The organism is Ignavibacteriales bacterium (genome assembly GCA_026390595.1).
Classification (GTDB): domain Bacteria; phylum Bacteroidota; class Ignavibacteria; order UBA10030; family UBA10030; genus UBA9647.
Map to the genome: position 1 here is coordinate 42,744 of JAPLFQ010000034.1, position 23,483 is coordinate 66,226.

The following is a 23,483-nucleotide window of genomic DNA, read 5'->3' on the forward strand; positions in this document are numbered from 1 at the left end:
AGCATCCTTAGAAAGCGATTTGACCTTGGGGCGGCTCAACATTCAACCATTCAATCTGCCGGTCGACGAAGGGCACGGCGAACATTCTTCCACCGAAGCCGAGGATTCTGAATGTCATCATAGGAATGGGGCTTGCCTTGATACGGCTGAGTCGATCCTGATAGATTGAATACCCCCTCGACTGGCCCGCCTGTGCCAGGAAGAGGTTCACGAGCCGTTTCTCTTTTTGACGCAGAAGTTCGTTCTTCGCCCGATCCATACGCTCTGTGAATCCAGTGTCCACCGGCTCCTTCTGTGGATCTTTCGACAGGAGTTCGAAATACAGATATCCCGATCCTTCTTTCACAGGACCGTACCGCTGCCCGACAATCATTTGCCAGGCAATCTCACCCACAGGATATCGATCCGAGACGGGAAATGGATCGGAGATCCCCTTTCGTTCGCGCAGATACGCGTCACTGCACCAACGAATGATGACCTCTTCCATGGACTTTCCGGTTTGGATCTCGTCCAATGCCTGATGCATTTCATCAAGCGAGGCGGTTATCAGCTCGCGCAGTTGCACTCTGGGAATCACGACTGAAGAATCCTTCGATCGAAGGAATGACAGCACCTCGGCCTCGGAGACTTTCACCTGCTTCTTCAGATAGAACCGCATCGATTGTTCCAGAACGTTGTCGTGCCACGTATCGAGTTGCTGCCTCACGGCAGGATAGGTATCGAGTCCGCGGGCAAGCGCTTCCTGTGCCAGCAACTCCTGCTGTACCCACACACGCAACAGCCCGTTCACCTGCTGGGGAATCGCTTTCACAGTCACGCTGTCCAGAGAGAATCCCCTCGTGTGGAGCCTCTCGAGTATTTCCTCCACCGTCCAGGCAGCATTTCCTGCCACGGCGAGCGTGTCGTGAAGAACGAGTCTGCAAATGCTGCGGGCCTGCGAAAGCATGTTGTCATTCAGCGCAACTCTTCCCACGACGCGAACCTTAGCGTAGACCTGTTTCAGCGTACCCACGAGTTCTCTGAGCGGCCCGGGCTTTGAGTATCCGGTCCTGTTCCTGAGCATCGCCGCAACGAATTCATTCAGCCGCGACTCTTCCTTTCGCAGCCGGACCTTCCCTTCCACCCTTTCACGCAACACTGTGCTTTGAAGCGAGGTATAGAACGCGTTTGACTGTATGCGTTCCACCTTCAGGATGTAGAATCCCCCGCCAGATTGAATAACCGGGGAGACTTCCCCTTTCCTGAGTGCATACGCAGCTTGTTCGATCGCGGGCGTGGCGTCACTCCAGATAATTGTCGCCGTGTCCCGGACCGAGTGCAACGATATGTCAATCTCAATAGAACCAAACTCTTTCGCAGTTCTTATCTGTTTCCGAATGAACTCTGCATCGTCTTTCCGCTCGCAGAAGATGAACGAAACCAGGACTTCCTTCAGTGCCTGATCGATGGCCTCTGCCACGTCCTTCGGTGTCACATGCACTTTTCCGCTGACTTCAAGCCGGTACAACTGATCGCGTGCCAGCATTTTGCGAATCTCTTCGAAGGAAAGGCGAACTATCGAATCCTGATCGATCCTTCGTTCCCGCGCCTCCTGTGCCAGAAGTTTTTCGGCGATGAGCGAGTAGAGCAGCTCGAGTTTCGCTTCTTCCATCCGCTCCGTCCGATGCCGCTGAAGTCCCGGAAGCATTTCGAAGCGTTCCAGGAACTCCGTTTCGGTGATATACGTATCCCCTGCCTTCGCTATTATACCGGCGGGAGGCTGGGATTGCTGGCCCAAAGACTCCATAATGAAGGAGGCCAACAAACCAATCAGCAGGATCTGTAGTCGAATAGTCATCGCGCGAGTGGTTATTTGCAGTAGTGATCCAACCGTCCACCTGAGAATCAAATGATTTGATCAGGTGGTCGTGGCGCAACCTGCTTGATCTCGGAAGCACTAGAGGCTGTCCCAAAAGTACTCTCAACGCTTTGCAGTACGTCAAGATGTTCTCATGCACGGCGATTTCAGAGTCCTCCACGTGGTCGAAATGGCATTTCGACCTACATTTGACAGCCCCCAAAGGAACTTCCGAAACCAATACACCCGCAGCGACGCTTCCAATCGCATAAACAAAGCAAGGCGGGAGAAAACTCCCGCCTTGCCCGAATCTCACTACGACATCCACATCAGCGAGGTTACTTAAGAAGAACCATCTTCTTCGTCTCGGCGTACTTGCCTGCGGTCACCTGATACAGATAGACACCGCTGACCAGCTTCGACGCGTCGAACCGCACTGAGTGCTTTCCTGCATCCATCTTCTCGTTCAGAAGCGTCATCACTTCCTGGCCTAGCACGTTGAAGATCTTCAACGTGACGACATCTTTGGCCGGGATCGTGAACTGAATCGTCGTCGACGGGTTGAACGGGTTCGGATAGTTCTGGCTGAGTTCGTACATCATCGGAACTGACCAGTTATCCTCAACCGCTGTTGGATTCTTTGCCTTGTGGTTGATAAAGTCCCACGTGTTGTAGAACTTCGGATTGATGCTGCCCCAATCGCTGGCCAGAACGTAGGTGGTCTGGGAATCATCGATGTTCTCGATGTGGTTGTTCCCAAAGCCGCCCTTTCCACCTTCGTTGTCGCTGCCGCCGATACCGAACTTGAACTCCTGACCGAGCTGGTCAGCTATTGTGTACTTGTACTGTACCGAGTAAATGGTATCGTTGGCAACTGCATCACCGTGTGTTCCGTCATCATACATCTTGTGGACCGTGTCCGGGGCTGCAATCATTGCCGGACCCCAGCTTGCCCATCCGCCGACTGCCGGACCGTTGATGCCAACACCCAGCGTCTTGATGTTGGAGCTCTTCGTGACGTTGTTGGTCCCCTGGATGTCAACCAGTGTATCACCTCTGGCAACCTGGAGGTACGCAGGTCGGAGGTTAAGCGTGTACGTTACCGTCACGGCCTTCGACATCTTCGTCGAATTCCGGAACCGAGGCATCCGTCTCATATCTGTCGCGCTGCTTGTTGTATCGAAGACAGTGAGAGACTTGGTCGTGACGCTCAGCTTGCGGCGTTCTGCCTGCGAGACATCTGTTCCAGTGTCAGTGAAATCAAAGAAGATTTCGCGTACATCGTTGCCGCTCTTTACCAGATAGTACTGGTAGTTGAGCGCTTTACCGACAGCGGTAATCACCGTATCGGTCGCTGTAAAGATTGTTCCTGTGATGCCAGAGCGAGTCATCGCCTTCGTCCGCACTTCCTTCGCCGTCGAGCCATAGCCGCTTCGCACCTGCAGCGTGTCACTGAAGGTGAATCCGCGTTGCGCAATCGCTTGCGACAGGTTCGCACGGAAGGTCACGATGACCGTATCGGCGCCTTTGAAGCCCGCGTACGGATTATTGGCCCACCACTTCCAATAGAGCGATGTGTCAGAGGGACTGGTGTTGGCAAGAATCTGGCGATTTCCGCCACCGGTGACGTCTGTCGCCGGACGGATGTTGTCTTCCCACGCAACGATACCAGCTGTCAGGCTTGGAGCATCCATGATTACAAATTTGTACTCAATGGCACTTGCGAATTGCGATTTCGGGACGCGCGTAAAGCCGGACCAGAAATTCGTGCCATCATATTGCTGACTTGAGCCGTTTCCGTGCAGAGTTTCCTGCTTGAGCACGATGCTCTTCCCCCAACCATCGTATGGAGGTGCAAAGGCGCCGCGCACTCCCATGAACTGCGTGGTTTTTGAAAATGACTCGTTGCTCTGCATGTTGATACGGAAGTAGATCTCGATGGAGTCTTTCTGATTCACAAACGGCGTAAAATACTGATCCTGGTTTTTCGATGTCCCGTTCACAAACTGAACCGGGAGTGTGGTGTCCTTTTTCCCGACGATCATGATTCTATTCCCAGAGGGATCGGTCGAGTTGTTTTCCCAACCCTGATCATTCGAAGCCACAGGCAAGGGTTTGTTCGCATTCGTAAAGAACTTGTACTGGATCGTATCACCAACTCTCAGTTTGTAAGTTCCCTTCCAGTAGTCGCCGGCAACGTTTGACAGAATTGCCTGGGATCCGGCGCCCCATGGTCCAAAGAGGGGAGCTGCGCCGCGAATCTGGACGAACGAATTCGACTTCAGAGTGTCTGGCACAGTCGACGTGTTTGCCCAGAACGTGACGCTTACGCTATCAGAGCTCGCTGCAAGATCGCCGCCGGTCCATTTCACGATTTTGCCAACATTGTCCGAAGCCCATCCTGTTGACGAGTTGGCGAATTGAACCGTATACAATCGTGCAATTCCGGTCGGTAATGTCTGAGGCAACCAGGTCTTGCCGGCGTCTTTTGAAAGGCCGGAGAAGCCGGTTGACGTCGGGCCACCTACAATGACGATGGAATTGGTACCGGGAATCCAATCAATTGCGCGGAGCCCATATACGCCGCCAAAGACCAGCATCGAATCGGCCGTGGCCCATCCGTTCGCCGTTTTGGCGATGCTCCCGCTATTGATATTGCACGTGATTCCCGTGGTCGCATCCTTCATGCTGAAGCCATAGCTGTTGTCGATCGCGATCCTCGGCGACGCTGTCCATGTCAGACCTTTGTCGGTCGACTTGAACACACGCGGCTGGATCGAACTCGTGTTGCCATACGTAATAAAATAGAAGGCTGATCCCACGACATCCACGCCATTCGTTATGCCAACTTCGTCAGCCACGCTGTCCACTGCGGGATTGCCGGCACCCGGAACTAACGTCCAGTTTGTGCCTCCGTTTGAAGTCGTGTAGATTGTCATCTTGCTCTTCGTGGCAACTGCCGGATCGCCGACTGCGACCCCGTTGTTGGCGTCCAGGAAACGCACGCCATCTGCCCAGGAATCAGCAATCAGAAGCTGCTGCGTCCAGGTGGAGCCTCCGTTTGTCGTCTTCCATAATCTGGTATCACCCGTATTGCCGGCACTGGAAATCGTTCCGATGACCCATGCAGTCGAGGAATCGATTGCTTCGATGCCGTACAGGTTGAATGTTGCATCTGTGATGGTCTTTAACTGCCACGTTGTCCCGCCATCCACAGTGCGGACAACCGTGCCCGCGTTCCCGCACGCCCAGACGACCTGAGCGCTCACAGGCCTCAATGACCTGATCCGCTGAGTGGTGTTCGAAGTCTGAAGCGTCCAGGGTGACTGTGCAACCGCCATGGACACGAGCAGACCCGTAACAAACAATGCTCGTAAGACTGTTTTCATAAACAGCTCCTTAATTAAAGTGTGAAGTGATCCAACATCCACTGCCTCTCAAAAAACGAAAAGGGTAATCCGAAGATTCTGCCGTGGACCTCCTCCCGTATGTTGGTTCTTGATTAATGGACTGTGTGCAATATCAATGAATCAGAAGCTTACTGCGATGGCAATCGTGTTCAGATTGCCGAAAAGGCCAAACTTGTTGTATGCGTAATTCACTTCAAGCGTCGCAATGCCCTCGAACTGATAGCGCACGCCGGCACCCAGTGTCAAGCCATCCTCTGCGTCCTTCTTGAAGAGCGACCGGTATCCGCCCCGGACGAAGAGCATCTTGTTCCAGCCCAGCTCCCCTCCAACGTTGACATACTCCACATTGTCGTTCGGGCGAACTGCATCCGCGGCCAGCGTCAGCTTCATGACATCGTTCTTGACTACATCCATCGCCGCTCCGACGCGGAAGAACAGAGGGATCGGCCACGGATCGGTCTTGAGTTTCCCGACGAGGTTCTTGTTCGATCCTGAATTCGCCGGATCGATATCGACCCGCTGGAGAAGATCCCGGCCATCGAGCGTCATGTCGCCGCCAAAATTCGAGAACGACATGCCGAGACGCATGTCGTGAAATCCGGTCGTGAAGAGGAGCCCCAGGTCAAATGCGATCGTGCTCGCCGTCTCGTTGTACAACGTCTGACTGATATACTTCACGGATCCGCCCATCGAGAACTTGTCCGTCAGGCGGCGCGAATACGACAGCGCAATGGAAACATCCTGTGCAGTCCACCGCTCGCCCGTACCATCCGGCAACGCGACAGTCGTCACGTCATCCTCGCCATAATCGAGGTTCGTGAGACTCACACCCACAGCGTTCGTACCGTCGAGATTCAGCATCAGACCGAACCACCGGAATTTCGTGCCGGCCAGCCAGTTGGTGTTGCTGAACATGAATTCGGAGTTGCCGCTGGCGGCAAACGCTCCCGGGTTCCAGTAGACAGAACTGACGTCTTCCGATGAAGCGACGAACGCGTCCCCCATCGCTGTAGCTCTGGCACCCACGGAGATACCAAGGAACTGTGCGGCGGTGGTTCCCACTTTTGACTGGGCGTGCAGGCTCAAGGTAAAAAAGAGTGCACTCACAACCAACACCAGAGTGTTTACAAAAGACAATTTCTTCATACTTGTTCTGCTCATTTTATTATAGCAATTTTTCCGGTTTTCCGGCCAGCCGGTGATTCGACAACGTAGAAATACACACCGTAGGCCACATCGAGGTTTTCTTTCGACTTCAGATTCCAGGGGACGCTTCCGTTCTCGATGTTCCCTTCATGATACAGCGTCATGACATGCTCTCCGCGAGAGGTGAAAATCGAGATTTTGGCATCGACCGGGACGTGAATGAAGTCGATTCTGCGTTGGCCACGCCCGCTGGTGATTCCGGGGGGCAACGGCGGTTCCAGTGACGAGCCTGTAACATAGGGGTTCGGGACAGCTCTTACGTCCGAGAGTTCCACTTCAGCCGTTTTCTCTTCGACACGGGGTTTCACCGTCGTGAACTCGTACACATCCCCCTTCCTGAAGGGCTTCGTCACTTTCAGCACAAGCTTATCGCCCGTGGTAAGGTTATAGACCGTGTCCGGCTTGTCACTCGGCTTCGCAACGAAGAACAGGTCCCACGTGAATCCCAGCTTTCCAGTCGGCTGTTTCTCGAGAAGGAAGATTTCGTCCGTCGGAGAGAGTTTGCCGTTGAGGTCGTTGTCACCGAAGATGAACTTCACATACGTGCTGTCTGTGAGGTTGTAGATCCTGAAGTTTGTTCGAATCGCGTCCGTTCCGAAGACAGGATCGGCATACGACGTGTCCACTATCGTGTTCGAGAAACGGATTTCGTAGTCGGACGGTTTTCGATACCCCGCGTAGATAGTATTGTTGAAATTCGTGTAGAACGGGAAGAAGTTATAGATGTAAGCGTTCTTTCCGACCCAACCCGACGAACTATCGACGAGCACGGTCGTCCAGTCGTTCTTGAAGCCCAGCATCACGCCGTCGAAGATGTCGGCATCCTTCGTCTCACTGGCAAATGGACTTCCGAAAATGTATTGGCTCCTATACACAGGGTAGTACTCGAAGGTGATATTGTAGGTGCCGGCGGGCAGACTGCCGGCGCTGTTACCCCGAATAGTACCACGGGAGGCATCGAGGCGATACGCAGACGCTGCGACCGTCCCTCCCTGTGCGTTCCGAACGACAACGCTGGAAGCAATCAGATTCTTCCTGCTGAGAGTAACGACGGACGTGTCCTGCCCTATGAACATCTCGGAAACTGACTGCAAGTCACGCACGGAATACTGCGAAGTCACCCTTGTCCACTCGGTGGAATCCGCCATATCGAATTTCCCGTTTCCGTTGTTGTCGAGCGAATCTGTCAGGTTGTCAAAGAACTCAACCCTGTAGGAGTGCGCCGAGACTTTCGTTGCATCGACGACCCGGTACGAAAGCGTTCCGCTTCCATACTTCGTTTTGGGTGTGAGCTGAATACCGTCCGGGGCATCGACATACCCTGCAACTTTCGATCCCGGTGTCGCGACGACGGTGTTGATGTCGTGCAGCACTTCCCCCGTGGGAAGGATCGAGAAAAACTTCGTATTCTCCGACGGGAAGATACCGACGGATTCGTCTCCTTTATCATAGGCAACGATTGCGTAGTAGTACTTGCGGCCGTTTTGTAGATCGCGATCGACAAACGAATGAACCAGCCCGTTGTCCGATCCCAGAAAATATGAATATCCCGAGGACGCCTGATACAATTCTGCATTCGCCCGGAAATAACCCGTGACACCGTCCTTGATGTCGAATTGAACGAGCGGCTTGTATCCTTGCGGAGATCCTGTGGCATCGGTGATGGTGAAGATATCGCTGAAGTCAGGATCCGTCGAACGATAAATCTTGTATCCCTCGAAATCCTTGATGCGAAGGACCGGATCCACCGAGGCTTCCGCCTTCCTGTCCCAATACAACGTTACTTCTTTATCGCCCGGGACTGCGACCAGCGTAGGTTTGTCCGGCGGCTGCGGGAACTGGTAATTTGCATCGTAGATCTTCTGCACGGTCTGCTTGTTCTTCAGCAGATCCGCAATATCGTCATCCCTGCTCCCTCCCTTTCCACCGCCGTAGACGAGTGCGAGTGAGAAGCGTTCGGTCTTTCCGGCAAGCAATGGAAAATACCCCGAACCATAGATAAAGTCTCCGTCTTCGCCGCGTTCCGGCTTGTTGTTGACAATTGATGCCGGCACATCGAAGTAACCCGGAGAGAGATTCGACCAGAGCGACTCGTCGTCACCCATCCTGACGGCGTTCGATGGTGTGAAATAATAGAAACTCGTTAACCCGATCTGGTCGGATTCATTCACATCTGTTTTGTCGATGTGAGTCTCACCCGGCAGGCCAGTGTCTTTTCCAAACTCGTCATACCCCGAGGTCGGCTTCCCATCCGCCTCGCCAAAGTCCCCGGTATTCGCTATCCCGTCACGCCCAAGGTCATCGAATTCCGGCAGCCAGTTACGATTGTTGTCAACACGATCATCACGCCGTTCATCGAGCATGCTGAATGGACTTGTGCCGAGATTGTTGACGTAGTCGATACGGCGAACTGGACGAAGAACATCAATCAGCGTTGTTGGCGGAATCGTCCGGGTCCGCTTGATCTGACGATAGTGCAGATAGTAATTCTCGTCAATGATGCCATTGAAATTGTTGTCGACAACGTCATAGGCGTTGGGATTCACAGATTCATTTCCCTGCACGTCCCTGAGGATGTTCCCCTCGGCAACTTTCGTCTTTCCCGGTCGAAGCAGAAATGTCAATCCACGTGTGTAAATTGTTACAGTGTCGACGTTCGGTACAGTGTAGAGGAACCGGCTGAAATCGTTCCTGATCAATACTATCCTCATTCCAGGAACAATCAACGTTGAATCAAAGCTTGTTTGCGAGAAGTACGGGGCACCCAGGGCAAATGCCGAGGAATCAGCATCCCCGTCATTGTCGATGCCGTCGAACGGATTGCCCGGACTCTCGAGAAATGCGTACCCCACCATGCCAACCGGACCCACCCAGAGAGGATTGCGGGAGTTATCACGCGGGTAGTCGCCGGTGTAGGTGATATTGGTCGCCACGTCGTAAAATGACCAGTCATCGTCGTATTCCCCTGGTCGGTCATCGGTTCCCGTGACACCGATATATGTGCCAACGAGCATTCCAAAGACTACCTTGTTGTAGTCTGTGGTCCCCTTGTTAGTTATTTCATAGAGCCAGAAAATGTTGTCCTTGGCGAGGAACTGCGACCACTGCATTCCGCGTACGCGCATTTCCAGGGCCATCCCGTTTCTTGCAGGGTCTTTCGAGTCCGGCCGGAAGGCAAGGCCGAACGTGTTGTTCTTTGCCAGGTTGAACCGTTCGTCATTGTTGTCGTCCATGACGAAGTAGCTTTCCTGGTCTGCGCTGATACGTTTGCCGAAGTACCCGTTCCACGAGCCCTTCCAGCCCGGGTCACTCGGATCGTTGAATTTGTCCGGCCACGTGGGCGGCCAGGAATTGCGATCTGTGGTCATCGCGATCTTCTGCTGGTTCGGATTCAAATAGCCGCCGACCGGCTCGAAGGCCCACGATTTTCCGGTTGACGGATCTTCGTCGCGCAGCTGGGTCGGACGATCGACGGGGCACGTGACAACAGAATGGAACGTCACATTGTTCCATTTGACCTCAGCGCCCACGAAGGGGCTCACATCGCCAAGGTATCCGTCGTTGTCATTCTTCCACGAACCGCGTGGCCCACCCGTACTCGGCTGACCGATAACGCCCCAGTTGCCGAATACGGAGCGAACCTGGTTGCCGTTGTGAACAGCCGTGCGTCGAAATTCCCTGCCGCTCTGACAAAGAGCGAAAGAAGGGAGAATTATGAAGACCGAGACACACGCCAACAGACAGTACACGGTCGAAACTCGAAAACCTAAAATCGAAATTCGAAGGAAATGCGAAATCCGAATACTGAAATCCACACCTCGCCGCGAGAACCCTCGAACAGAGCTCAGTTTTGAGTTTCGGATTTGTTTAGGATTTCGGGATTCGTATTTGGAATTTGGTGTTCCCATCGCTGCAATTTTCGTGTCTAAAGTGAGATTCCTGTGACTCAACAAAACCATTTAGAATTCCATGTTAATGCCAAATTCGAATCGCCGGGGCTCAGAATAGAACGTCGGGATGCGATACCAATCCTGAACTGTATTCACCGCTTGCAGCGGGTTTGTCCGAAGTGTCCGCGCCTCGTCTGTGGTGAATCCAGCGCGACCAGTGTCATCGAAGACGCCGACTTCGTTGCGGGTGTCGAGCAGGTTGAACACGCGGAGGAACAACACAAACCTCAATGGCTCGAACGATACAGCGTAGAATGCCTGTCCATCGAGATTGAAGAACTGCGGTTTGGCCTGGCTGTTTGTCAGCAGCGACGTAACGTCCGTCGACCGCCGCGGTGTATACGGAGTCCCCGTACCGTACTGGCTGATGAAGCTCATGCCCCAGCTCGGAGCGTTGTACGAAAGAGTCGCGTTCAACGTGTGCCGCTGGTCCCAACCAAGGGCGACGAGCTGCACTTCCGGCAAGGCCCCGGACGTGGTAGCGTTCCGCGCTTCGGTCGGATCCGATGCGCTGCCCCGCGCAACCTGATATGTGTAGTCAGCTGTCGCCGACACGCCGCCGGAGAATTTCTTGTTCAGCGAAACCACAATCCCCTTTACGAATCCGAAATCGCTGTTGACATACTTGCTGTAGCTCGCCGATCCGCCGAACACCACGATCTCATCCGCGCGGGTGCCGGTCAGGTTCCGGATATCGCGGATGTATGCGGTCATGTCAACGCTCAAGTCATCGGTGAGGGCCTGGCTCACTCCAAGCTCGGCGTTGATCGTTTGCTCTGGAGTCAGGTCGGTATTACCGATAAGTCCCTGGTTGCCCGTTCCAAGTCCGATTTTGAAATCAGGGTTCTGATAGAGAAACTCAAAACGAGGGACCTGGAAGAAGTGACCGTACGAGAAATGAACGACACCGCGCTCAGTGATGGGGAATGCGGCCCCGAAGCGCGGGCTGATCTGGAATTTCGTTGACGCCTTCTTGTACCAGTACGCCCTTCGATCATCAACCGTCCTGGTCCGCTCACCCGCGTCCTGAATTCCGTTCCCATTCGCGTCTTCGAACCGGTTGTTCGGTTTAATAGGGTTGTAGATGCTTGGATCGGACTGATCCACCAGCGTCACTCCATCCGGCGAAAAATAATCAAACCGCACGCCGATGTTGATGATGAGATCCTTGAATTCCATCTTGTCCTGCACATACCCGGAGAGCTCGATCGGGCGGTGCGTATAGATGTCGTGATACTGTGAAGAAAGATCCGGGATCTTGGTCGAGATGAACGGGTTGCCTGTTGCCAGGTTGATGTCCTGCTGCGCGTCGATGGGCTGAAGGGTCATGCTCTCGAAGAACACCTTGTGGTGCCGATACTCGAGCCCAATCTTCAGCAGATTCGATGGATTGAATTGGCTGGAAAGATCAACCTTGATGAGTGCAGTCTGCGTCGACCGCTGGAACCGTCCAAGATCGGTTCCACCCGTCAGGAAGCTGAACCCGTCTACCGGGAGGGAAACCTTCGGGTGGACGTACCGGGCATCGTACGGATTCTCATAAAGGTAATACTTCAAGTTCTTGTCGAAGTATGACGCTCCGATGGTATAGAAAGAGGATGCCCCCAGAGTGTGAGTCAATTGCAGAATCTGAGTCGTGCTGACCGTGTAGTTCTTCCCCTTTCCGTCGGGGTTGTACAGGTATGCCCGATCATACGCCTGGGCTACGTTGTTGTCATAGATGACGTTGTAGCTTGCCTTAAGCAGCGGGGCGATCCGCCACGTGAGCTTCGCCTGGGCGTATTTGCGTTCGCTCCAATTCAAAGGCACGATATCCCCATCTCCCGCTCCGGCTGGATCCCGCGAGATTCGGAATTTGCCCGTGCTGTCGGTGAATGAGATATTCTGAGGATTGTATTTCCGAATCCCGTTCAGATAGCCGCCAAAGTGAATAAACCGGCCATTGGCGAAGAACGACAGATTATCGCCGAGCAGGGGGCCGCTGATGTTCGCTTCCAGGTTTCTGATGGAGTTGGGACTGAACTTGTCAATTCCGGGATACAGCACCTTGTCCGGACTCTGATAATCTCCTCCGTAGGCGCTCATCGATCCGGTGTAGGTCTTTCCCCCTTCTCTCGTGGCAATGTTTACGATGCCGGACATTGCCTGTCCGTATTCGGCATTGAACGCACCGGAGACCAGCTGGGCTTCCTGAACAAGATTCTTGTTCACTTCGACGACCTGACTGCCGTCATACACGTCCGTCACCGGCACACCGTCAATCCAGTATGCGACCTCTCCGCTCCGGCCACCGCGCAAGCTCCCGGCAACAAACCCCGCCTGGAGCGACAACACCTGGGAGAACTCATTGACCGGTAGAGCGTTCAACTGATCACGACCGATAACGGCCGTCTTTGCAGTTTGGTCTTTCTGGACGAGCGGTCGTTCGGCAATAATGACTACTTCGCGGCCCAGCTCGAGCACAGTTTCTGAAAGCCCCACGTCGATTGTTGTGGTGAGATCGATGTTAACCTTCACCTCTTTGATCTTCGTAGGCAAGTAGCCTACAATCGTCACGTTCAGGACGTAGGTGCCCGGTGGGACGTTCAAGATCGTGTACCGGCCGTCGAGATCGGTGCCGGCACCCATGGTCGTCCCTTCAAGCAAGACATTACAACCGATGAGCGGCTCCCCCGTTTTCTTGTCTTTGACAGTCCCGGCGATCTTGCCGTTCGTTCCGGCGAGGAGGCCCGTCAGTCCGGTGAAGGTCAGCGTGAGTATCACAAGGAAAAAAGTTCTGGCAAATCGTCTCATTGATATATTCTCACCTCGTGTTAGTTTCCTTCAAATCGCAACCTGAGTCAAAACACATCATGAGCCGCTAAGACACCAAAGCACTAAAAGTAACAAGGCAAATCGTGAGCCAGAACATTCGTGTCTCTGCGGCTCGCGGGAGCCCACATCCGACTCCCTACGCTGCGGTCTCGCTTGCGACACGGATACGGGAATCAAGACTCTCGGATGTCTTACGGATAACGAGTTTCGGTACGAACATCGTATGGACCGCTTCGCGGTTCGGTGTTTCGAGGCGCGCAAGCAACACGTCGGCCGCAAGCACACCCATTTCATACATCGGCTGCCGCATGGTTGTCAGGCCGAGGTGACTCGCGATCTCGATGTCGTCAAATCCAACAAGCGAAATTTCTTCCGGGCATTTCAATCCGGCTTCGCCGAGTGCGGCAAGAGCACCGGCTGCCTGGATGTCGCTCGAGACAAAAATTGCTGAAGGCATCTTCTTCCCCATCCGGATGAATTGCTGCATCACCTCGTATCCGGACTCGCGTGTGAATCCATCCAGCCGCGGTGAAGCGCTGTTCTTGATGAGCGACGGATCGACGGGAAGATCTGCCTCTTCCAGGGCCTTCCGGTATCCCCGAAGCCGCTCCCTCGCCGGGATACTTTCGAGGTTTGCGCTGAGCATGCCGATTCGGCGGTGGCCGGAGGCAATCAGGTGATTCGTTGCAACGTACGCTCCCTGCTGGTTATCCACAGCGAGGGAATCGAAATTCTTGTGATACGCGTCCACGAGTACGAGAGGCGTTCTGTGATGCAGGAACTGATTGACGAACGTCTCCGGGACCCTCATAGAAAAGAACAAAATTCCGTCCACGCGGTTCCGCTGAACATTGTGCCGCAGCGACTCTTCCACCTGATCGGGATGATTGACCCCGACGAGCAGAAGATCACAATCGAGTTCGCTGAGCTTCGACTGAACGCCCTGGAGAATCTCCATGAAAAAGAAGGTGGTGAAAAACGGGATGACCGCCATGATCGAATTCGTCCGCTTGCGCGCAAGTCCGCGCGCGTACGGATGGGGCCGATAGCTTAGACGATTCGCGATGCGAAGGACTCTTTCCCGTGTTTCTTTGGATACACTTGGATGGTCGTTGAACACCCGGGAAACGGTACCAATGCCTACGTTCGCCTCGCGAGCGATATCATAGATTGTAGGGGGCAAGAACCGATTTTTGTGGAAGGGCTTCCATAAATTTAGGGATAAATAGTATAGAGTCAAGTCAAAAAAGGGGCTTCCGGCGGGGGACCGCTCGTTGAATGTCCTTCTGCTCCGCTTCCCTCGGTGAATGCTCGATTGCACACGATCATCACTAGGAGGACGCGGAAAAAGGCATCCAAAGGACAAACTTCGTCAGGCTGAGCGAAGTCGAAGCCTGCTGTTTGCCTCAATTGAGACGTTTCGACTCCGCTCAACGTGACGCAAACTTAGCTTTTACGCATCCTGCTAGTCAAAAACCAGACGCTTCTCTATTTGCAGGATCGAGGTCACGCCTTGTTGATCCAACAGCGCACTCAGTGCATTGAATGCTCGCCAGGATCCCCGATTCTGCGCCCCGCGTATTCATTAAGAAACTATCAGTATGAGTTCAGCCGATCCGCCTGGACCTTGTATCCTCCAGTCGCTTCTGCATGCGCTCGCACGAATCTTTAGCCAATCGTCAATAGGCATAGTGAGTTTCTGCGGCATCGGCGCTTGGCAGCGAGAGTATTGAAAAAGCTGAGGAAAACGCGAGAGAATTCGCGCAGATTCATTGGGGCATTCGGCTTTTTGAGATTCGAGTCAGCTCTTGCGAACGCCGAAAAAGCTCAGCAAAGACGCGCGTTTTTTCGCGCGAATTCATTCGGGAATTTCCATTCCTTTTATTCAAAGTCCATTTTGAGAAAGCATGAAAAGGCTAGCAATCTAACAAGTTTTTTTCGCGCGAATTCATTGCAGAATTCGGATGCCAACGAATGAGATCCGTGTCGAGAAATCCTCAAAAACCTCAACAAAACTGACGAACATTTTCGCGCGAATTCACACGGAAATACGGGAGTAGATACCAGTAGGATTTGTAGGAAATCGAATGAAGAGTGAAGCAGAGGAAAAAAAAGCCGGCATTGCTTCAATGCCGGCGTGTTGAAAACATTCAGCAAAAGTGGGATTACTTCTTGATTCCCAGGACAGCTTCTTTCGCTGCTTTCGCAACTCTGAATTTCACTACTGTTTTCGCAGGAATCTGAATCTGCTCACCAGTGGCCGGATTGCGACCAATGCGTGCTTTGCGGGCAACCAGCACGAGCTTTCCGATGCCAGGCAGTGTGAAGGAATTCTGCGCTTCTCTGTAAGACAGATGCGCCATTTCCTCAAGAATTGCCACGGCTGTTTTTTTCTTGAGCTCAAATTTGCTGGCTAAATGTGCAGCAATCTGGCTCTTTGACATTGGCTTTCCCATAAGAAAAACCTCTCTATAAAATTGTGGAGGGTAGTGTAGTTAGTTAAAGGACACCTGAAACAAAAGCCTGTAGCTCTTTACACCGTCAAGCGACCTCTAATTTCTCTAGCAAATATAAGGGTTTTAGAACGAATGTCAACAAGAAAATGACAATTACCCAATAATTACGGGCCTACTATCGAACTTCAGATTCGCGGCAGGACCTCAATGCAATTTGTTTGAGTATAAGGAGTTACAGACGCATCAAAACACCAACAAAACGAGGGTTGGGCGAATTGTGTGACGGATGGCTCACGGGGAAGACTTAAGAATGGCAATTCTCTCGAGATCTGAAGTTCAGCGGCGCCTCACGATTTCATGCTTCGAACCTGTTCGCGCGTGTCGATTGAATTTTGATGAGGGATGATCTGAGCAGAGAGAGAAATTGTGATCCGAATGGAGAATCATCATGTTGGTCTCACGGAATTCGTTCTTCGATTCCGAACGAGAGATGAAATGATCATCGCCGTGTAACGAGGACTCTCTGACGCAGCGCACAGCAGCAACGTGAATCATTTTGTACTGAAGCTTCTTCGCTTGAAGCACATTCCCATCCGTAACAAATACATAATGCTTTTTGACTTGTGTTTCTGGTTTTTGTTCGGTAGGTTTGTCCGTCACAATTATAGAAATCCTTCACTTTTTCCCTTCAATAGTCCCAAGCACATCGTGAATCTGCATTTTGGTAGTTACACTCCGTCTATTGTTCACACGGGAATGTTTTCAATCAGATATAACAAACAATCATCCAACCTTCAGGAGGCTAGTATGAAGCCAACCATTACCAAATGGTTTGCAGTAGCTTTTCTTGCGCTTCTTTGCATCGGGACCTCCTCCCTGTTTGCTCAAGGTATCACAACCGCCGCCATCGGCGGAAAGATCGTGAGTTCGACAGGTGAGGCACTCCCAGGCGCCAATATTATCGCTGTTCACACACCGAGCGGCACTACGTACGGCACAAGCTCACGCCCGAACGGGAGGTTCACCATTCCGAACGTGCGCGTCGGAGGCCCCTACACCGTGACAGTGTCTTTCGTGGGATACAAGAAAACTGCCCGCGAAAATGTTTACACAAACGTTTCTCAAACAGTTGACATCGATTTCACACTGACTGAAGAAGCCATTCAGGCAGCAGAAGTCGTCATCACAGCACAACGGAGTTCCGTGATGAACTCCAGCCGCACAGGCGCTGCGACCAACTTCGACAAACTCGCTTTGGCAACATTGCCGACCATTTCCGGCCGCATTCAGGACTTTGCACGCTTGACCCCTGAGGCCCGCGGCAACTCCGTCTTCGTCGGTCAGGACAACCGCTACAACAACACGACGGTCGACGGTTCGTACTTCAACAATTCATTCGGACTTGCCGGACAGCCCGGCGAGCGAACAGGCGTTGCACCAATCTCACTCGATGCTATCGAGCAAGTTCAGGTCAACATCGCCCCCTTCGACGTCCGCCAGGGTAACTTCGTCGGCGCCGCAGTCAATACGGTAACAAAAAGCGGAACCAACAACTTCACTGGATCGGCGGGCTATGCCTGGCGTAACCAGGGATACATCGGCACGCAGGCAGGCGACAACGTCTACAATCCTGGCACGTTCGACTACAGCAAGCTCACTGTAAGTCTCGGCGGACCGATCATCAAGAACAAGTTGTTCTTCTTCATCAACTACGAGGGAGACAAGACCGAACAACCGGGGACAACCTTCTCTGCGAATCCCGGCGGCGCAACGGTGGGCGGCAACATGACCCGCGTTCTCGGAAGCGACCTTGACGCGTTGGCAACTTTCTTGACGACAAAGTTCAACTACAATCCGGGGACCTACCAGGGCTACAATTTCGCTACTCCTGGCAAGCGCTATCTGGCAAAACTCGATTTCAACCTTGATCAAAACAACAAGCTGGTTCTCCGTTATAATCACCTTGATTCTCAGACAGACGTGCTCCTTTCCAACTCTTCTTCGCTTGGATTCGGGACCCGCCGCTCCAACACGACAGGTCTGAACTTTTCCGGATCGAACTATACGATTCTCGAGAACATGCGCTCTATCGTGGGAGAGTGGAACTCCGTTATTGGCAACAATATGTCCAACAACTTGATCGCCGGCTACACGTTCAGCGATGAAAGCCGCGGTGACGTTGGGACATTATTCCCGTTCGTTGACATCCTCAACAGCGGATCAGTCTACACGTCGTTCGGCTCTGAACCATTCACGCCGAACAACGAGCTTCGTTATTCGAGCTATCAGATTCAGGACAATTTCACATGGGATCTTGGCAACCATGTGCTGACGTTCGGTTTCTCGGGTGAAAAATATCACTCAGAAAATGTCTTCTTCCCCGGCAAACAGAGCGCCTACGTCTACAATTCCCTCGCGGATTTCTACACAGACGCGAACGGGTACATTGCCAATCCAAGCAGGACCGTCTCCCCTGTTACCCTGAGAACATTCCAGGTCCGCTACAACAACATTCCGGGCATGGAAAAACCAATTCAACCTCTTGATGTCTATTATTGGGGCGCCTACGCACAGGATGAATGGCAGATCAACAAAGATCTCAAGCTGACCGTTGGTCTCCGTTTTGACATCCCGAGCTTTGGCGAAACCGGCTATGCTAATGCAAATGCCGATGCGCTCACTTTCATGGATGAGACCGGCGCCGCGGTGAAATACAACACGGCGAAGCTTCCGGCCGCCAATATCCTCTTCTCACCACGGTTCGGCTTCAATTGGGATGTATTCGGAAATCGTACCACCCAGGTCCGCGGCGGATCCGGAATCTTCACCGGCAAACCAGCATACGTGTGGATCTCGAACCAGATCGGCAACACGGGCGTGCTGACAGGCTTCTTGTCGGCTACCAACACGACAGCCTATCCGTTCAATCCGAATCCTGACCGGTACAAACCGGCTACCGTAACCGGGGCGCCCGCTGCGACCTACGAGCTGGCAATCACCGACCCGAACTTCAAGTTCCCGCAACAATGGCGCTCGAACATCGCTGTTGACCAGAAGCTGCCGCTCGGCCTCGTGGCAACTGGCGAGTTCATCTATGGCAAAGAAATAAACGGCGTCTACTATATTAATGCCAACCAGTCGACTCCGAACTCAGCGTTCACGGGAGCCGACACCCGCGCGCGCTGGGTTGCGATTGCGGGCGTTGCCAATGCCAACAGAATCAACCAGGCTGTTCAGGATGCTGTGGTCATGAAAAACGAGGACAAGGGCTTCTCGTACAGCATATCCGCTACCCTCGAACGTCCGGCGGCCGATGGATTCTACGGCAAAGTTGCGTACAACTACGGCATTTCAAAGAATACGGTCGATCCGGGTTCCATCGCTTTCGGTTCATGGTCTGGCAACCAGGTGCCGAACAACCCGAACAACGCACCAGTCGGATTCTCGCCGACCTCACCGGGAAGCAGAATCTTCGCTTCCTTGTCCTACCGTGCTGAGTACTTCAATTTCGGCTCAACGACCATCTCGTTGTTCTGGGATACGTACACCATCGGCAACGGCAGCTATACCTCCAGCGGCGATGTGAATGGCGATGGAAACTCCAGCAACGACCTGCTCTACGTACCGCGTGGCGTCTCCGAAATGAACTTCGCAGATATCAAGTCCGGCACGACAGTCACGTTCACCGCGGCCCAGCAAGCGGCTGCGTGGGACGCGTACATCAGCCAGGATGAATACCTTAGCACCCGCCGGGGTCAATATGCAGAACGCGGCGGCGCGTTTATGCCTATGCTGTCCCGTGCCGACGTGAGCGTTGTCCAGTCGATTTTCACGGATGCTTTTGAGAAAAAGCACACCCTCGAGATCAGACTCGACATCCTGAATGTTGGCAATCTCATCAACAAGAGCTGGGGACAGTCACAGCGGTTTGTGAACCTGCAGCCATTGATCAACGCTACGACGGCTACAGACGCACAACCCAAGTTCACCATGCGCGTCGTCAACGGTGCGCTGATGGACCATACGTTCGAGAAAACTGCAGGCCTTCCGGATGTGTACAGCTTCCAGCTCGGCCTGAAGTACTACTTCAACTAATTTCAATTTGCTGCATGAGCCGCCTCCCTTCTTGGGGGGCGGCTTTTTTTGTTCTTATTCTTACACTTGCCGATGACTTCACTGGCATCTTCGGACAGCAAATCATTTCGCATCGCACTCCAATCGGGAGACCTTGCGACGCTTCGAAGCATCCCCAAAAGCGACCTCCATAACCATTCCATACTGGGGACGCGGCTGGAACGCATCGAATCCTGGATAGGGAAATCACTCCCCCGCCCTCCAGCCCGGATGTCTTCACTCGACGAGATGATCAAGTATTCGCACGACGTTCTCTATCCCCACACCGACACCCGCTCCGGGTTTCAATTCACTGCTGAATCAGCGATCCAGGACACCATCGACGATGGCGTGACAAGGCTCGAAATGAGCATGGATATGCGCTTCATTTCGTTGTTCGAGCCGGCTCACGATGCGTTCTTCATGTTCGTATCCGATCTCGTTGATCGATACAGGGACCGGATCGACTTCCGCCCTGAGATTGGGATGTCAAAAGACCGCCCCCCGGCCAACCAGATACGCCTGGCTGCACTCTGCATTGATTCGGGTCTCTTCCGTTCCATTGACCTCTATGGAAACGAACAAGTCCAACCGCCGAGAGCTTTCCGCGATATCTACCTTCAAGCCAAGAACAAGGGCATGAAGCTCAAGGCACATGCTGGAGAGTTTGCCGGCCCTGAGGCAGTAGAGGAAGTGCTCGACTCGCTGGAAGTCGATGAAGTGCAGCATGGAATCGCTGCCGCCTCTTCGAAAACGCTTATGAATCGCCTGCGTGTGGAAGGAATACGTCTGAACGTATGCCCAAGCAGCAACGTGAAGCTCGGCGTCGTGAAGGACATCGCCCATCACCCCATCCGAACACTGGTTGACAATGGTGTCCGGGTTACAATCAACACGGACGATCTGGCGATTTTTGGGCAGAGCGTTTCGCAGGAATACCTCCTGCTTCTAAATTCTGGACTTATGGCTGACACAGAGCTTGATGCGATCCGGCTCGAAGGACTGAGATAATTGTGAATCGTCGATGACTAATGGATAATTGTCAATGAGGGCAAGACATGGTTTGATTCTATCAGGCTGGAAGGACTGAGATAATTGTCAATCGTCAATGACTAATCGATAATGGTCAACGAGAAAGAGTGATGCAAGATCACGCCAAGAAGCCTTGTCGGGAAATCGACAGGGCTTTTGTTTTGCATCAGCAGCGCGTTCTGCTATGGCTGTGATAACGCTGCTGGAGGGCGCACCCGCCCCCACTTCGCAATAGCACACTGATCACGCTGATGTCACTGATATCCACTGATTGATTTATCTGCGTTAATCCTGTGCTTCTTCTGAGTCATCTGTGTGCGTTCTTATATGACCGCACCGATGAGATGGATGGTTAGACGGCAGGATAGAATGAGCAGCGAACACCGAATAAGGAATATCGAATCAAGGAGTTTGTTGCGGAAATGAACCTACTGCAGATCACTTGAGAGCTTGTAGCGCACGATGCGGTTGTTGCCGCGGTCAGCGACGTAGATCGTCTTGTCGAAATATGCCACGCCGTATGGCTGGCGGAACTGCCTGGTGCCCGAACCCGTGCCGCCGAATGAATACCGCTCTATGCCGCGGGTGGAGAATCGGAACAGGCTGTCTTTGACCGCATCGACAACATAGAGGTTACCTGAGGGATCGATGGTGACCCCCACAGGCATGGAAAAGCGGTTCAGCTTGAGGATGTCGAGGTTTCCGTCAGTGCTAGGGTAGAATTTCGACAGGATGTTCGTCGTCTGCCCTTCGGACACAATCTGAATCCACTGCACTTTGTAGAAGGACCGGTCGCCCGTCTGACAGAACACAAATTCGAATGACCTGCCTGTCGGCATCGTGGCAACAGCGGACAATGTGCTGATCGACAAGAGTCCTGTCCCGTCCGGCGAAAAGCCGGAGGTGACGGGAGTAAGCAGCGCGTCCGCTCCGTCGAAGAGAAGTATTGCCATGTCACGGTCGATACGCGTCACTTCGTTCTTCGGCCCGTTGCGGCATACGTAGTAGTGATTGTCAAACAGCGTTGCTACGCCTGCGTAGCGCCGCGTTGAATCGCCAGGTTCGAAGAATACGCGGCGGGGTTTGACACTTCCGATGTTGTGTCCTGTTGAAACCATGTCGAGCCGGTACACTGCGCCGAACGTAGTCGGCGATGTTCTGCCCGGAAGCAGCGTGTCAAACTGGGCGCACACAAGAAGCTGCAGGCGCTTATCCTCGGCGATCGCCACCGGGTGCTTGATCGTTTGAGAATATCCGATCACACGCCCGATCAGGTCGAGCATCACAATCCGGTCATTGTCCGTGTCCGCCACGTAGACGAAGGGCTCATTCCCAACGATAATCGACTGGGGATGGTTGAACCCCGTCCACACGGGGTTTTGCTGCACGTACACAGTGTCACCGATACCAGTGTTGACCTCCCCCTTTGGAAGTGAATCAACCGAATACCGCGCTTCCTGGCAGCCAAGAAGCGCCAGTAATAGAGCTAGTGTCACTCCAAGAAATGAGATTTGTGTTCTTCGCTCCCTGGTTCTCAACGCGGAGACGCGGAGATCGCCAAGCATCGCAGAGTTTAGTTCCGCTTCCTCCGCGATTCTCTGCGTCCTCAGCGCCTCTGCGTTGAAAAATACAATATGAAGAATTGGAAATGACATTTCTGTACTACTCTGAAAATCCTGCCTCATAGTTTCACAAACATTGATATTCTGTGCACACCGCCGAGATTCCTGAACGGGGCGTAACCATAGTCAAGAGAGAAGGAAAAGAGATTCAGCGAGGTGGCAAGCCCGACGCCGAAGGAGAATCCCTCTTCATCGACGTTCATCTTGTAGCCGCCCCGGGCGAAAAACGTTTTCATGTATTGGTACTCTGCCCCCATGCTCAGATTCTCCGAGTTGTCATTCGGATGGTTCAGCTGCAACGAGGTCGTCAGAGAGTGCGATTCATTTTGGAAAGGCTCCAACGCGAACCCGAACCTGAACACCGTAGGCGGAGAGAACTGCTGGAACTGGGATACAGTTGAACCGTTGAGGATTTCGACGCTCCCGCTCGCAGAAACCTGATTTCCGAAGTTCGAGACCACAGCCGAAAACCTCAGCGACCCCAAACCGGTCCAGTAGTACGTTCCAAGGTCAATCACCGTGCCGCGCAGCTTCAGGACGTCGAGTGTTTCTTCAAAGTACCTGACCGTCCCTCCAAAGCTGAACTGCTCCGTCAGCTTGCGGCTGTAGGTTACTCCAACAGCCATGTCTCCATAGTGGAAGTACGTTCCATTTCCCAGCGGCTGCAACTCTGTTGTTACTGGCATGTCTTCCGTATGAAGCGTCGTAACAGAGAGTCCGACTGCGTCATCCGGCGACAGATGATACACGGCTCCGATAAACTCGTGCTGCATGTCGACGAGCCACGACGTATGTGCGAACAGCACCTGGTCATCCTTGAACTGGGAGATCCCGGCGGGGTTCCAGTACAACGCCGAGGCATCGTTGGCGATCGAGACGAAGCTCTCCCCCATAGCGCCCGCCCTTGCCCCAACACCTATCTTGAGGAACTGCACGCTTGCAGTACCGGCGCGCTGCGCACCCAGCGTGGGCATCAGCTGAGCTCTCAGCGTGGCGGCCGAAAGAACGCAGGAAAAGAGAAGCACTATGATAAACCGCATTCG

The 23,483-nt window shown here is 53.2% G+C and carries 11 protein-coding genes; 2 read left to right on the top strand and 9 right to left on the bottom strand.

Going from position 1 to position 23,483, the window contains the following annotated elements; all coding sequences use genetic code 11:
- Positions 1–7: 7 nt before the first annotated feature.
- The 7 genes from NTU47_18590 to NTU47_18620 all read right to left on the bottom strand — a co-directional run bounded on the left by NTU47_18590 (position 8) and on the right by NTU47_18620 (position 15,661).
- Entirely contained in the window at positions 8–1,837 is a 1,830-nt protein-coding gene (locus NTU47_18590) for a peptidylprolyl isomerase (GenBank protein ID MCX6135816.1), read from the bottom strand.
- A 338-nt stretch (positions 1,838–2,175) separates the two neighbouring features.
- Positions 2,176–5,226 carry a T9SS type A sorting domain-containing protein gene (locus NTU47_18595; protein MCX6135817.1) on the bottom strand — a complete coding sequence of 1,017 codons (3,051 nt, stop codon included), beginning with the start codon at positions 5,224–5,226 and terminating at the stop codon, positions 2,176–2,178.
- A 141-nt stretch (positions 5,227–5,367) separates the two neighbouring features.
- The gene (locus NTU47_18600) at positions 5,368–6,393 is read right to left on the bottom strand and encodes a PorV/PorQ family protein (GenBank protein ID MCX6135818.1); all 1,026 of its coding nucleotides are present in this window, start codon (positions 6,391–6,393) and stop codon (positions 5,368–5,370) included.
- An 11-nt stretch (positions 6,394–6,404) separates the two neighbouring features.
- Positions 6,405–10,202 (bottom strand): hypothetical protein, encoded by a 3,798-nt coding sequence (locus tag NTU47_18605; GenBank protein MCX6135819.1) that lies wholly within the window; start codon positions 10,200–10,202, stop codon positions 6,405–6,407.
- Positions 10,203–10,412: 210 nt separating this feature from the next.
- Positions 10,413–13,196, bottom strand: a complete 2,784-nt coding sequence (locus tag NTU47_18610) for a TonB-dependent receptor (protein ID MCX6135820.1) — start codon at positions 13,194–13,196, stop codon at positions 10,413–10,415.
- Between the two features lie 157 nt (positions 13,197–13,353).
- On the bottom strand, positions 13,354–14,400 hold the full coding sequence (locus NTU47_18615) for a LacI family DNA-binding transcriptional regulator (protein ID MCX6135821.1): 1,047 nt from the start codon (positions 14,398–14,400) through the stop codon (positions 13,354–13,356).
- A 982-nt stretch (positions 14,401–15,382) separates the two neighbouring features.
- Positions 15,383–15,661, bottom strand: coding sequence for an HU family DNA-binding protein (locus NTU47_18620; GenBank protein ID MCX6135822.1), 279 nt, complete (start codon positions 15,659–15,661; stop codon positions 15,383–15,385).
- Between the two features lie 819 nt (positions 15,662–16,480).
- Between NTU47_18620 and NTU47_18625 the strand changes: the two genes are divergently transcribed.
- Together NTU47_18625 and NTU47_18630 are read left to right on the top strand one after the other, a co-directional pair.
- Positions 16,481–19,768 carry a carboxypeptidase regulatory-like domain-containing protein gene (locus tag NTU47_18625; GenBank protein ID MCX6135823.1) on the top strand — a complete coding sequence of 1,096 codons (3,288 nt, stop codon included), beginning with the start codon at positions 16,481–16,483 and terminating at the stop codon, positions 19,766–19,768.
- 72 nt (positions 19,769–19,840) lie between these two features.
- The gene (locus NTU47_18630; protein ID MCX6135824.1) at positions 19,841–20,797 is read left to right on the top strand and encodes a hypothetical protein; all 957 of its coding nucleotides are present in this window, start codon (positions 19,841–19,843) and stop codon (positions 20,795–20,797) included.
- Between the two features lie 449 nt (positions 20,798–21,246).
- Here the strand turns inward: NTU47_18630 and NTU47_18635 are convergent, their stop codons facing one another.
- On the bottom strand, positions 21,247–22,473 hold the full coding sequence (locus NTU47_18635) for a hypothetical protein (GenBank protein ID MCX6135825.1): 1,227 nt from the start codon (positions 22,471–22,473) through the stop codon (positions 21,247–21,249).
- A gap of 26 nt (positions 22,474–22,499) precedes the next feature.
- The gene (locus NTU47_18640; GenBank protein ID MCX6135826.1) at positions 22,500–23,480 is read right to left on the bottom strand and encodes a PorV/PorQ family protein; all 981 of its coding nucleotides are present in this window, start codon (positions 23,478–23,480) and stop codon (positions 22,500–22,502) included.
- Positions 23,481–23,483: the final 3 nt, after the last annotated feature.